At 63.4% G+C, this 12,754-nt stretch carries 7 protein-coding genes and 1 pseudogene; 5 read left to right on the plus strand and 3 right to left on the minus strand.

Features of this window, described 5'->3' with window-relative positions:
- Positions 1 to 617: 617 nt before the first annotated feature.
- A pseudogene (locus tag H4O13_15085) lies at positions 618 to 1,221 on the minus strand (transposase).
- Between the two features lie 629 nt (positions 1,222 to 1,850).
- Between H4O13_15085 and H4O13_15090 the strand changes: the two are divergent.
- From H4O13_15090 to H4O13_15105, 4 genes are all read left to right on the plus strand, one after another.
- Positions 1,851 to 4,754, plus strand: coding sequence for a LodA/GoxA family CTQ-dependent oxidase (locus tag H4O13_15090; protein ID MBE5316714.1), 2,904 nt, complete (start codon positions 1,851 to 1,853; stop codon positions 4,752 to 4,754).
- 10 nt (positions 4,755 to 4,764) lie between these two features.
- Positions 4,765 to 5,901, plus strand: a complete 1,137-nt coding sequence (locus tag H4O13_15095) for an FAD-dependent monooxygenase (GenBank protein MBE5316715.1) — start codon at positions 4,765 to 4,767, stop codon at positions 5,899 to 5,901.
- Between the two features lie 273 nt (positions 5,902 to 6,174).
- The gene (locus tag H4O13_15100; protein MBE5316716.1) at positions 6,175 to 6,558 is read left to right on the plus strand and encodes a toll/interleukin-1 receptor domain-containing protein; all 384 of its coding nucleotides are present in this window, start codon (positions 6,175 to 6,177) and stop codon (positions 6,556 to 6,558) included.
- An 8-nt stretch (positions 6,559 to 6,566) separates the two neighbouring features.
- Positions 6,567 to 9,572 (plus strand): NACHT domain-containing protein, encoded by a 3,006-nt coding sequence (locus tag H4O13_15105; protein MBE5316717.1) that lies wholly within the window; start codon positions 6,567 to 6,569, stop codon positions 9,570 to 9,572.
- A 450-nt stretch (positions 9,573 to 10,022) separates the two neighbouring features.
- On the opposite strand, the gene H4O13_15110 is transcribed toward H4O13_15105, so the two are convergent.
- On the minus strand, positions 10,023 to 11,039 hold the full coding sequence (locus tag H4O13_15110) for an IS110 family transposase (GenBank protein MBE5316718.1): 1,017 nt from the start codon (positions 11,037 to 11,039) through the stop codon (positions 10,023 to 10,025).
- 375 nt (positions 11,040 to 11,414) lie between these two features.
- Between H4O13_15110 and H4O13_15115 the strand changes: the two genes are divergently transcribed.
- Positions 11,415 to 11,885 (plus strand): hypothetical protein, encoded by a 471-nt coding sequence (locus tag H4O13_15115; protein MBE5316719.1) that lies wholly within the window; start codon positions 11,415 to 11,417, stop codon positions 11,883 to 11,885.
- A 63-nt stretch (positions 11,886 to 11,948) separates the two neighbouring features.
- Here the strand turns inward: H4O13_15115 and H4O13_15120 are convergent, their stop codons facing one another.
- Positions 11,949 to 12,632 (minus strand): transposase, encoded by a 684-nt coding sequence (locus H4O13_15120; protein MBE5316720.1) that lies wholly within the window; start codon positions 12,630 to 12,632, stop codon positions 11,949 to 11,951.
- Between the last annotated feature and the right edge of the window lie 122 nt (positions 12,633 to 12,754).

Here is a 12,754-nt window from a genome sequence, read left to right on the forward strand (position 1 = left end):
CCCCTCTCCCCCTGTCGAGCGAGGCAGGCCGCTTTCAAGCTCCCGGAGGGAGCTTGAAAGCCGGTGAGCCCGAGCAAAGCAAATGTGGGCGTTGGGGAGAGGGGGCGCGCTCGCGGCACGCTGGCCCCCTCTCCCCCGACCCCTCTCCCACAAGGGGAGAGGGGAGCAAAGCGCTCAGCGGACGCACGACGCGCATCTGGACAGGCGATCCGCCAGACCCGCACAGCACCGCACTTGAGCCCCTCTCCCCCTGTGGGAGAGGGGTTGGGGAGAGGGGGAGACCTTGCCGCGAGCGTGCCACCTCTCCCACGCCCCTGACCTTCGCTTCGCTTGGGCTTACCGGTCCTCAAGCTCCCACCGGGAGCTTGAAAGCGGCCCGTCTCGCTTCACAAGGGGAGAGGGGAGCAAAGCGCTCAGCGGGCGCACGACGCTCATCTAGACAGGCGATCCGTCAGACCCGCACAGCACCGCACTTGAGCCCCTCTCCCCTCGTGGGAGAGGGGTTGGGGAGAGGGGGAGACCTCGCCGCGAGCGTGCCCCCTCTCCCCCAACCCCTCTCCCACCATGTATGGACCGGAGACATAGTGAACACCCGTTCGGAGACATGGTGAACACATTCAGGTGATCCGCTTTCCCGTGATCACCGTCCGGGTTTGGAGCTCGATTCGGGCGATTCGAATGCGGCTCCAGTACACATCGTACGTGTCCGCCTCAGCCGCCGGACGCAGCGCGACGCGCTCACCGATGAAGGCCTTGCCTACGCGCCAGGTCTGTCCGTTCCAGCTGATCCGTCCTTGGTCCTGAACCTTGCGCACGGTGTCTTCGGGGCCGTACTCCGGTGGCGGAGGGATGTCCGTATACACGCGACCACTGGGCTGAAAGCGGCTCACAGGCACCGCCATACCGAGCGCTTGGTGCGGGCGTTCGGTGTTGTAGATCCGGCGCCGATGGTCGAACGCCGCCTGCGCCCGATTCAGATCCGCGAACGGCGGACCCTGCAGCACTTCGGCCTTCAGCGTGCGATGGAAGCGTTCGTCCTTGCCTTGGGTCTGCGGGTGGTAAGGACGCGAGTGGCTGACCCGCACGCTCAAGCCACTTGTAGCCCGTACCCGGGCTGATCCCGAACCGCCTGCACAGCGCACGCACGTTGGCGCCCTCCTGCGAAGCAAGTGACACGAACTCCTTTCGCAACTCCACCGCAGAAACCTCCTGCCACGGCATCCGAACGCTCCTCGCGTCCCAAACGCCGCAGCTTGCGGTGTTCACCATGTGTCCGAACGACTGTCCACGATGTCTCCGGTCCATACACACAGGGGGAGAGGGCGGACAGCTGCCGCACGACGCAAATCAGGACAGGCGATCCGCCTCCAGCCTGTTGGATCTGACAGGTTGACCGACTGTGATGCGGCTCTCACTCTGCGAGCGCGTACAGGGGGCGCGGCGGCGCAACGCTGCACCTACGTTCTGCAGCGGAAACGGCGGTTTCAGGCGCGGCGGCGGCAGCAAGCGGCTCGTCCAGCGCGGCTGCGCTGATGCCATCGGCGCTGCGGATCTGACGCGGTTCGAGCGCAGGCCCATCTCCTCCTGCCCGCAGCGACGGCCTTGAGCTGTCGCACCGCCGCCGGGGCGATGCCCGGCCCTGTCCAGCGCGTGGCCTGCGCGTCACTTGGGGATGTTCCATGTCGAGCTCGTCCGATGCCTCCGCTGCCTCCTCCGCACCCTCATCAAACTCCGGCTGCGCCACGCCCATCCGCCTGCCGCCGGTGCTGCCGCCCGAGCCCTGTTGCTGCGCCGACGACCCCATCCAAGGCCTCAAGCAGCTCTTCGTCGACTACTTCCAGGGCCGCGGCATGGCTGCGGGCCGCGATCCCGCCACGCGGCCGGTGTTCCTGCGTCTGCACGGCGCGGCACAGGGGCGTTTCATCGTCGATGCCGATCTGCCCGAGTCACTGCAGGTGGGCGTATTCAAGCCGGCACGCGAGTACCCGGTGTGGGTGCGCTTCTCGGCCGATGTCCAGCCCGGCGCGCCCGATCTCAAGGGCACCACCGGCATCGGCATCAAGCTGTTCGGGGTCGAGGGCGAGAAGCTGCTGGCGCCCGATCAGGACGCCCTGACCCACGACTTCATCCTGCAGAACCACGACGTCTTTTTCGTCGACACCGCGCGCGACATGTGCGAGTTCACCTGCGCCTCGCTGCACCGAAAGGGCGACCAGTACCTCAAGGACCACCCCATCACCCAGCAGGTGCTGAATGCGATGGAAAAGGTGGTCGACTCAGCGCTGACCACGCCCTATTGGAGCGTGCTGCCCTATGCCTTCGGCGAAGGCCGCTACGTGAAGTACAAGCTCGAACCCCTGGACGCCGCGGCCCCCGACGCGCCGCCCGACTTCAACGACCCCTTCTACCTGCGCGCCGATCTGCACGCGCGCCTGCGCCGCGGCCCGGCGCGCTTCCGCTTCCTGGTGCAACTGCGCACCGACGACGCCGCCATGCCGCTCGATGCCGCCACCGTGGCCTGGAGCGAAGCGCTCAGCGCGCCCGTGCAGGTCGGCATTCTGGAGCTGCCGCAGCAGGACGCCGGCGCCCGCGGCCAGTCGAGCTACGGCGAGAACCTCGCCTACAACCCCTGGCATGCGCTGCCCGAGCATCGCCCGATCGGCAGCATTTCCGACGCGCGCGCCGTGGTCTATCGCGCGTCCTCCGAGAACCGCCGCAACACCAACGGCGTGCCCCTGGCCGAGCCCACCGTGCCCAGGCCCGCTCAGTACGCGCCCGGCGTGCCGTATCCGGCCGCGGTCGACACCCGCATCGTGCGCGCGGCCATCCATCCGGCAATCGGCGTCGCCCGCGTCGGCAACAGCGAACAGGACTTCTACCTCGCCCCGCAGGTCGCCGAGCCGCCGCCGCAGGCGCCGGGCTTCTATCGCGACGCCACGGGCGCCTTGAAGCGCGAAGCCGCGCAGTTCCGCATCTACGGCTACAACGCCGCGGGTGAGGTGGTGCGCGAGCTCACCGCTGACTGGGCCGACATCGCCTGGACCGTGCACCTCGCCAACAGCAAGGCCGCCTGGTACCAGTGGCAGATCGCGATGGACATCCCCGAGGCCGCGACCACCACCCTGCCGCTGCGCAACGCCAAGGTGACCGAGCGCGACACCCTGGTGATCGATGCCGGCCCGCAGCATGTTTCCGGGCGCAATGCCGCCGCGGTGGACTGCAGCGGCACGTTCACCGGCGTGGCCGTCAAGCTCGGCGAGCTGCGCACGGATGAAGCCGGCCGCCTGCTGGTGCTCGGCGGCCACGGCGTCTCGGCCTCGCCCACCGGCACGCCGATCTTCATCCCCAGCGACGGCAACTCCTTCATCAACGCCGACGGCTGGTACGACGACACCTGCGACGGCACGGTCGAAGCCACCGTCAACATCGAAGGCCGCGCGATTCCCGTCGAATCGGCCTGGGTGGTCACCGCGCCGCCGAACTACGCGCCGCAGGTCAAGGCCGAGCGCACGATGTACGACCTGCTGCACGATCTCTACCTGCAGGCCGGCTGGCTGCCCGCGCCTGCCACGGTGTCGTTTACGCAGGACGTGTACCCGACCCTGCAGCGGCTCAGCGGCCTGCAGTGGGTGAACCAGGGCTTCGCCACCCTGTTCGGCCACGGCGGCCGCTTCGACTTCGAAGACCCCGCGCTGATCGAGCGGCTGTCGGCTCTGCCGCCACCGAAGGCCTTCGACCCCAACACCGAGTTCCGCCGCCAGATCTTCAACAGCTTCCGCCCGCCGACGCCGCCCGACGGCAACCAGATGCCCTGGCCCTGGCTGTACGGCGATGCGATGGAAGTGCCGGCGGGCGAGAGCCCGCGCCAGAACGCCAGCGTCAGCCAGACCCAGTACGAGCTGCTGCAGCGCTGGGTGGCCGGCGACTTCGTCAACGACTGGGCCACGCGGCCCGCGCCGCCTGCGAGCATCGATGACGTCCCGCTGGCCGAGCAGCCGGCCATGCTCGATCGCGCCGCGCTGGAGTTCTGCCTGGCCGATGCCTTCCACCCGGGCTGCGAAATGACCTGGCCCATGCGGCATCTGACGATGTTCGAGCGGCCCTTCCGCATCCGCCGCCGGCCGCCGGGTGTTCAGCCGCCGAACTATGGCCCGACCCTGGACCAAACCACCGCCCTGTCGGCCAACGGCCCGCTGCACGCGCAGTCGCCCGGCGACATCAACCGCTGGATGGGCCTGCCCTGGCAGGCCGATACCGCGTTCTGCCGCGCCGGCTACGACAAAGCCTACGACCCCTTCGCGCCCACCTTCTGGCCCGCGCGCGTGCCCAACCAGGTGCTTGCCGAAGCGGACTATGACGTCGTCATCGACACCTCGCAGCCGCGCGATCGCCGCATCGAGGCCTTCGTCAGCCGCACCGACTGGAACGCGCCCCTGCACGGCACCACCGCCGAACAGATGACGCAGATGGTGCGGATCTTCGGCTCGATGGGCCTGGTGGAAGTGCGCGAGGGCGTGCACGGCGACCCAGCGTTTCCGTCCACGATGATGGTGGCCAGCTACGGGCCGCAGGTCGCGCCCGCGGATGCGGGCAGCCTGACCGCGCAAGCCTCAGCACCGAGGCTCAAGGCCGCCGCGGCCGAAGCGCACCCCAAGCTGGGCACGCGCGCCCTGCCGCGCGGCGCGAACTTCGCCACCCACGAAGAGGCCGCCGCCGCACCGCTGCCGGTGCGCCACGGCCCGAAGCGCCGCTGAGGTTCGCGCCTTGCTGACAACGGTCGATGTCGCCATCGCCGGCGGCGGCCCGGGCGGGGCCGCTGCCGCCATCGCCTTGGCCAAGCAAGGCCAGCGCGTACTGCTGGCCGACGCCGGCACCGGCCGCTGGCCGCGTATCGGCGAAGGCCTGCCGCCGTCGGCGCGCGCGCTGCTGCGCGAACTCGGCGTGCTGGATCAGGTGCTGGCCGATGGCCACCGCCGCAGCCCGGGCACCGTCGCCTTCTGGGGTTCGGACAGCCCGCACACCGAAGACAGCCTGTTCGGCCTGCACGGCGACGGCCTGCAGCTGGATCGCGCGCGCTTCGATGCCGGCCTGCGCACCGCAGCGCACGCGGCCGGTGCGCAGGTGTTTGATGGCGCACGCCTGCGCCTGCTGGAGCGCGGCGATGCGCGCACACCGCACGTACTCGAACTGCGCATCGGCGAGGCCGCGCCACAGCGGCTAGAGGCACGCTGGCTGATCGACGCCAGCGGACGCAGCGCCTCGCTCGCACGTGCCCTGGGCGCGCAGCGCATCACCCACGACCGCCTGCTCGCTTTCCATCAGCGACTGATCGGCGGCACCGCCACCGACCGCGACGGCCGCACCTGGGTCGAAGCCGTGTCCAACGGCTGGTGGTACAGCGTGCTGCTGCCCTCAGGCGAACGCCTGATCGCTTATCTGAGCGACTTCAGCGGAGAAGCCGGTGCCTCGGAGCGCCGTGGGTTGCTCACCGGTGAGGGCCTGTGGGATGCGCTGCGCTTAGCGCCGCAGCTGCATGCGCTGTGCAGCGAACACGGCTGGCGCCCGCATGGGGAGGTGCTGGGGGCGGATGCGGGGAGTACGGAGCTTGACCACGCAGGCGGGGAGCGTTGGCTTGCTGTGGGTGATGCGGCGATGGCGTTTGATCCGCTCTCTTCGAAGGGGATTGCGAATGCGCTCTATACGGGGGTGCGGGCTGCGGGGGTGATCTGCGCTAGCGAGCTGGGCGATGCCGATGCGGTCGGTGGGTATGCTCGGCATCTGCGGGAGATACATCGGGTGTATCGGGGGCAGTGTCGGGGTTCTATGGGATGGAGGGGCGGTGGCTGGGGAGTGGGTTTTGGCGGGGGCGGGGGCATTTGGCTGTTGCGGTTGCGGGCATAGCCAAATCGAGTGCGGAGCGTGTGAATTCGCTCCGGAGCGGGGTGATGTGGCACAAAAGGGCCTGACCCCGGATTCCAAGACCTGACCACGGTTTCGAGAACGCTCTACGGAAGCAACCCCAAAAAGAATATTGACAACCAAATCTCAGTGAGTCAACTAGCGATTCGCCTTTTCGCGGGTAGAAATCCACCAGTTCAAACAATGCCATAGCTTCCAGCGGTGGCACATTAGAAAGCACTTCAAATGCCTAGTCTCCCTACAAAGGAATCTCGAATGTCGATGGTCTTCATTTGTCACCGCAGCGCCGACAAGGCACTCGCCATGCAACTCGCAGAGCAATTTGGCGCAGCTGGACATGAGGTTTGGTTAGACATCTGGAGGATAGGCGTCGGCGATTCAATAGTCGCCAAAATTGAAGAGGGTTTGAGTGCAGCAAATTATCTGGTGTTGTGCTATTCGGCCGCCGGACCCTCCGACTGGACCGATAGAGAGTTCCACTCAGCCTTGCACCGCCAACTCTCTGGCCAGCCCATCAAAGTATTGCCAGCCCGATTGAGCGGCGGCGAACCATCAGCGATAGTGGCGGACATTAAGTTTGCCGACTTAGTCTCAGACTGGAATAAGGCAGTCAACGACCTACTGAGGGCAATGCAGTGAGCGTAAAGGTGCTGATCGTCCACGCAGAGGGTGAAGAAAGCTGGGCTGAATTGCTAGCCGAACCGATTCGGAAAGCAGGCTACGAACCCATTCACTATGGCACAATTCTAGTCGGGGACTCCTTCACCGAAGAAGCTTCTAATCTGTTGGCCGCTAATGGACCTTTGGTTCTTTGCGGGACAATAAAAGCTGCCGGGACCGGGCTGCCATATCGTCTTCTCAACGCTGCACGCAGTCAAAGAAGCAAGATATTCATCTTTCCTGTGCGAATGGAGGCAAACGCGCATCTTGAGGTTCTTGCGCTAGGCGCGAGGATTTCCGAGTACCATAGTAATCCTGCACAAGGTGTCAGCGATCTATTGACCGCTTTGCTTGCGCGCTGTCCACTTGACGCAGATACACGCGAGATGCAGCGAGCTTTCGATCTCGAGTCGCGTTACAGGGCCCTCACCCTCTGCGCCTGTGACATCGTCGATCTCGCCAACCTTCCGGAAGACGATCGCCACCTAGCCTCGCGCGAACTCGAACTACGCCGCCTTTATGTTGCCCTTCGCCTGCGCCTTGAAGGACGGATTGATGACGAAGTGGGGGAGCAGACTCTACTGGCCCTCGAAGCGCAGAGGCGCGCAGGGTGGGGGGCACCACGCGAAAGGCAAGAGGCAGAAACAAAACTTGTTTCTGTTGGAGAGCGACTTGCTGCGGCTAAACGCCTTGTAGTTCTGGGTGACCCAGGGGCAGGGAAGAGCACCCTATTGCGTTGGATCGCTACAGCATATTTGTTGCGCCTACAAGCAGACGGAGACTGGCAGGCGCTGCCGGACATTGCCAGTTTGCCAGCAAACGATTGGCTTCCTATTCTGATTCGTTGCCGCGACCTGCCACCCGAGACGGTGACATTAGACAGCATGCTCCAACACACGCTGCGCAAAAGCGAGTTGACGGAAGATCAATGCGACGCTTTGAAGCAGTTGTTGCGCGGAAAGCTCGAACGTGGGGAGGCGCTACTATTGATCGATGGCCTCGACGAGGTAACCGACCCCAGTGCACGAATTCGCTTGGCTGAACAGATAGAGCTGATCCATCGCGCACACCCTTTAGCGCCAGTGGTTGCCACCTCACGCATAGTAGGCTATAGGGAAATGGGCCACCGAATCCGAGCTGGATTTGAACATCTCACCGTCGCTGACTTGTCGCACGAAGATAAGGACGATTTTGCTCGCCGGTGGTGCGCCCTCACCGAGCAACCTGATCGGCAACAGGCCGCAGCAGCAGAATTGATTAACGACATTCATTCTAGCGACCGGATTGAGCGACTTACCGGCAACCCGATGCTGCTTACGACAATGGCGTTGATTAAAAGAAAGATTGGACGTTTGCCACAGCGTCGAGTCGACTTGTACGAGAAGGCAGTAGAAGTCTTACTTAATTGGCGCAGTGCTGTAGATACGGCATTGGACGATCGCGAAGCATTACCACAACTGGAGTATATAGCTCACGCGATGTGTGCTGAGGGAATTCAACAACTGCGCGAAGACCAAGCGTTGGACTTGCTTCGACAGTGCCGCACGGACTACCCGAACATACACCCATTGACTCAGCATAGTCCGGAAGATTTTCTTGCCCTTCTAGAGCGTCGGACGGGCCTCTTGATACAGAGCGGTTACTCTCGTCATCAGGGCCGCAGCAGGCCGGTCTACGAGTTCCGCCATCTGACTCTGCAGGAGTTCCTGGCCGGACTTGCCTTGGTGCAGGGGCACTATAGGGGTAGAGAAGCTGGTCAGAGCCTGGCTGAGGTTATCGCACCGCTCGCGGGCCAAGTTGGGGATTCAGAGTTTGGCGTAGTTGACGCAGAGGCTGACATGGCAGTGGTTGAAAACTGGCGAGAGGCAATTCGCCTATGTTTGGCGCTGTGCCCTGACGAGCAAATCGATGGAGCACTACGTGGCGTCTTGCGCCCGCTTCCTGGAGAGCTGGAAACAGCCAGGCCGCGGGCTGTACAAGCAGCCTTATGCCTTGCTGACGAGCCCAATGTTAGCCCAGAAGTGGCTGGTGACGTTATCCAATCCCTCATTGCCGCAATTCGACCCTGTGATGGCGAGGGATATGTGAATAGCAGCCTAGACGCAGCTATTGTTCAACTTGCCGGGTCGCGCTGGGCCAGCCCAACGGCTGAGGCACTTCTGGACCAGTTCTTCAGGGAATCTGAACCCTTCAGGCGGAGCAGCAGTGGGTCTCTTTACGCCATACTGCAGCGGAAACGAAATGATCAAGATACAAGTCGGCTTGCGCAGGCCACAATTCTTCTAAAGCAAGCCACTGAACGCGAAGCGGCTAGCGTCGCTCTAATGGCAATGGAAATGGCCTATGAAGGAACTGAATACAAGTTCAATGACCTGGCAGAGGGGCTGACACGTTGGCTATCTGGCGGCGCGGCGGTTAGCCATGCGGCCGCATGGGCGCTGGCCTGGATAACGGACAAGCCGAACAAGTCGCAATCAGTTGACCTCGGGACTGTCGAGTTGGCTCGTGTGGTCGAGGCGATTGAACGTACAGATTGCGACAGTGAGGCATTGTACTTTCTCAGTTGGATAGTTGCCTCGCACAGAACAACAGAGGCCGTCCCGGCTCTGCTTCGGCAGCTACCTTACGCTCCACCGCGCACGCAATCCCGAATACTCAGCACTGTTGGAGAGGTCGGAGGCAAAAATGAGTTTGTGGCGATTGCTTCCTACCTTGGACACAGTAGCGAAGAGGTGAGGCGGGCAGCCCTAGGAGCACTCGCACAAACCCGCGAAGAGCTAATCGACCGGGCACTTCTTGCCGAAAGATCTTACGCCAAGGCAACTTGGCTGGACCCTGGCAATGTTATCTCGGAAGCACAGGTGGCTCGCGCTGCAGAGACTTCGGGGCTTCATGACTCAGAAGTCCGCGAACGCTACGAGCAACTAGCCGAGCTGTTCGACCTCAAGTTAAGTTGGGCCAAGACGACAGCAAGACGACAGGGTCAGGTCTAGTCTTGTAGCATCGGGAGGATACGGAAGGAGGTGGCGAAAATGAGAAGCCGAGGGTCACCATTGCGCCGCCCGTGTCAACAGGGCTGACAAAACTCCTCCCGCTTCCCGGGCTTCTCTCTATTCCTGCTGACCCGCTCTTGGCTTGACCGTCCCCGCCTGTGTTCACGTGTGGCTGCGGCTCTTGGCCGCACCAGTCACCATTTTGGATCTAGGCTCCTTCGGGAGCCCCAGGCATCGCTGCCCCAAACACTCATCGGTTCTGCCCTGGCGTCCATGTGGCCGGTTTTGGCTGCACAGGTAACGTGGTTCGCGCGGTGCGCGTCCAACCCTTCGTTGGCTCGCCGGGCAGGCGGCCCCTGCCTTTGAATCGGGTCCGACGACGCCTGGATCATTCAGATCTGGTGGTTGCAAACCAACCCCATGTTCCGACCTCAGGCGCCGCCGGTGTGCTTAGCCGAACGCCCGCTTCACATCGAAGTGGCCTCCGTCTTTGATCAGGTGGTAGCCGGCGCGTGCCAGCTTGTGGGCCACGGATTTGATCGCCACCGGGCGCGGCTTCTTGCTCGCCTTGCGATCGAACCAGCGGCGGATCTCGGGGCTGAAGCGGATCGCGAAGTTCGCGGCTTCGATCCACGCCCAGCTCAGGTAGCGGTTGCCGCACTTGGCGTTGCCGCTGCCCTTCTTCTTGCCGTTGGAGAGCCGCGTGCTCTCGACCATGCGGCAGTACGAGGCGTAGTCGCCGACGCTTTCGAAGCGTGAGATCTCGCCCGTCTCCAGGAGGATGGTGCTACCGAGCACAACACCGATACCCGGCACGCTGCGCAGCGCTTGCAGTTCGGGCGTGCAACGGATCGACTCCAGCACCCAGCGTTCCATCTGGTCGACCTGGCTGTGCAAACACTGCAACAGCTTGAGTTCTGACAGCACCGCCAGGCGCTCATGAACGTCCATGAACGTGCTCTCGATCGCCTCGCCGGTCAGCTGCCGCAGGTCGTTGGTGCGGATGCCGTGGCCCATACGCCGCGACCACGCACTCTGCAGCGAATTGGTCAGCGTCACGCTCTGGCGAACCAGCAGAAAGCGTCGTCGCAGCAGATCGCGCACGCCGCGTCGCTCACGCGGGTAGATGTAGCCCTCGGGCAGCAGGTTCAGGCGCAGCAGATGGGCAAGATGCCGCGCATCCGTGTGGTCATTGCCATGCTTCAGGCCTGCGTACTGCGGAATCGCGGCCGTGTTCACCAGACGAACATCAACGCCGGCATCCATCAGGCCATCGACCAGCCAGTACCAGTTGTAGGTCGACTCCACCGCCAGCGCCTTCAGCGCATTGAGGAAGGGCCCAAGCGCCTGCAGCACGTGCTCCAAGCTGTTCGGCAAACGTCGCTCGAACACCACTTCGTCCTGCTCGTCGATGACGGACAGCACCCCGTTGTTGGAATGAAGATCAATCGCTGCGTACAGTGTCATCGCCGCCTCCTACTGCTGCTGGACATGAGCCAGCTAGGTTCCGCACCTTGGACTGTCCTGTCAGCAGTCGGGGGCGGCGCGATGAGTCTTCAGGTCTTGTTTTGCCACATGCCACGGAGAGCGTGGCCTGATCTCGAGAGCTCTGGGTCAGAGCTAGCAAAGCAGCAAAGCGTTGCCGCGCGCACGCAATCGTGCTGCGGAAAGGGTGCGGAAAGGGGGTCAGGTTCACTTACCCGGTCGAGAAAGCAGAGTAGGAAAAGGGGTCAGGTTCACTTCCTTCCCCACATTTGGTGCTCCTGAGCTCCATTGAGTAGGAAACGGAGAATGGCCGCGAGCGTAGTGGCCAGCTTATGTCCATCCAGCCGAGCCGTTAAGATGAAGTACATCTCAGCCGTCCTTTTCGGGCTTTTAGTCGCTCTTCTTCTTGTAGGCCTGCATGCGTTGGGCCTGCTTCTATGGAACAACTACATCGATCCGCTCTTCAGATTGTTGTTCGGCAGCGGAAGTGGCGGGCGATACGCTTGGGATGGTGAAAGCCTCCACGCAATTGACTTAATTCCTATTATTCTTGGCTGGTTTGTCTACTACGCCGGAATCGGAATTACTTGCGAATATGCCGAGAAGTATTGGACGGCTTGGCTTCATGTGCGAACAGCCGCATGGACCGCGTTAGTAGTGGTTGTTCTCGCGGGCCTCTTTTGGTTTGCATTTTACTTATTTATGGGCTACGCAGCGGGCGGCTTTAGCGGCATCTTGCTCGGCCTATATGGTGCTGCAACTCTCTGTGCCTCTGGCTGGGGAGGGTATAGCGCGGTGCGGGAGGTCTCGCCGCCACGGCGTGTCTGAGGCGAGGAGCGGGGTCACCATTGCGCCGCCAAGAACGGGGTCCAAGAACGGGGTCAGGTTCACTTACCCGGTCGCGTTCTTTGATCTGGCCGGCCGATGTGCCGGCCGCACGTTGGCGAAGCGCTGGGTCTTGGCTTCGACCATCGCACGAAAGTCGTCGCGGCCGTAGGCGCGTTGCTGCTGCAGGTAGAGCCGGATCGAGGCGAGGTCTTCGTCGCTGATCGCCTCGGAGAGCAGGGCGCGATAGTGGTCTGCACCGATCGCTTGCTGGACGGGGTGCGGGGTCAGCAGCGGATCCTCGCGGAGCCCGCACAGGCCCGCGCAGCTCGACCACGGGAATGCGGCAGGGTCGTCCGTCATGCGGGCGCGGACGGGGTTCAGGTCGATGTAGCGGCTGCAGCGCAGAAGATAGTGTTCGCTATCGACCAGGCAGGCCTTGTACCGACCTTCCCAGAGCGTTCCGGTGCGCGCGTGGCGCGCGTTGAACTGCCCGACATAGCGCCGGCCGAGCTGTTGCATCAGGCAACCTGTGGAACCCACTTCGGGCGGCGTTGCCAACAGGTGGACGCGGTTGTCCATCAGTACATAGGCGTGCAGCGTGCAGCCCGTGGCGAGCAGCGCCTCCCGCAACAGTTGGCGATAGCAGGCGCGATCAGTGTCGTCGAGGAAGCAGGGAAGGCGATTGTTTCCACGCTGCACGATGTGCTGCGGAATGCCTGGCAGGTCGAGTCGAGATTGGCGGGCCATGTGCACAGCATCGCTGCAGCGGTGGCCACCCTACGTGGGCACAACGCTGGCGATGCTGTAGGACTTCGGCGCGCGGGGCTGTCGGAAGTGAACCTGACCCCGTTTTCCGTTTTCCGCCGTTT

It is taken from the genome of Lysobacterales bacterium (assembly GCA_014946745.1).
Classification (GTDB): Bacteria; Pseudomonadota; Gammaproteobacteria; order Xanthomonadales; family Xanthomonadaceae; genus Aquimonas.

What these genes read in the sequence shown, in the direction of transcription:
- H4O13_15090 (MBE5316714.1), top strand. Translation starts at nt 1,851, where the DNA reads ATGGCTGCGGGCCGCGATCCCGCCACGCGGCCGGTGTTCCTGCGTCTG.
- H4O13_15110 (MBE5316718.1), bottom strand. Translation starts at nt 11,039, where the DNA reads ATGACACTGTACGCAGCGATTGATCTTCATTCCAACAACGGGGTGCTG.
- H4O13_15115 (MBE5316719.1), top strand. Translation starts at nt 11,415, where the DNA reads ATGAAGTACATCTCAGCCGTCCTTTTCGGGCTTTTAGTCGCTCTTCTT.
- H4O13_15120 (MBE5316720.1), bottom strand. Translation starts at nt 12,632, where the DNA reads ATGGCCCGCCAATCTCGACTCGACCTGCCAGGCATTCCGCAGCACATC.
- H4O13_15100 (MBE5316716.1), top strand. Translation starts at nt 6,175, where the DNA reads ATGTCGATGGTCTTCATTTGTCACCGCAGCGCCGACAAGGCACTCGCC.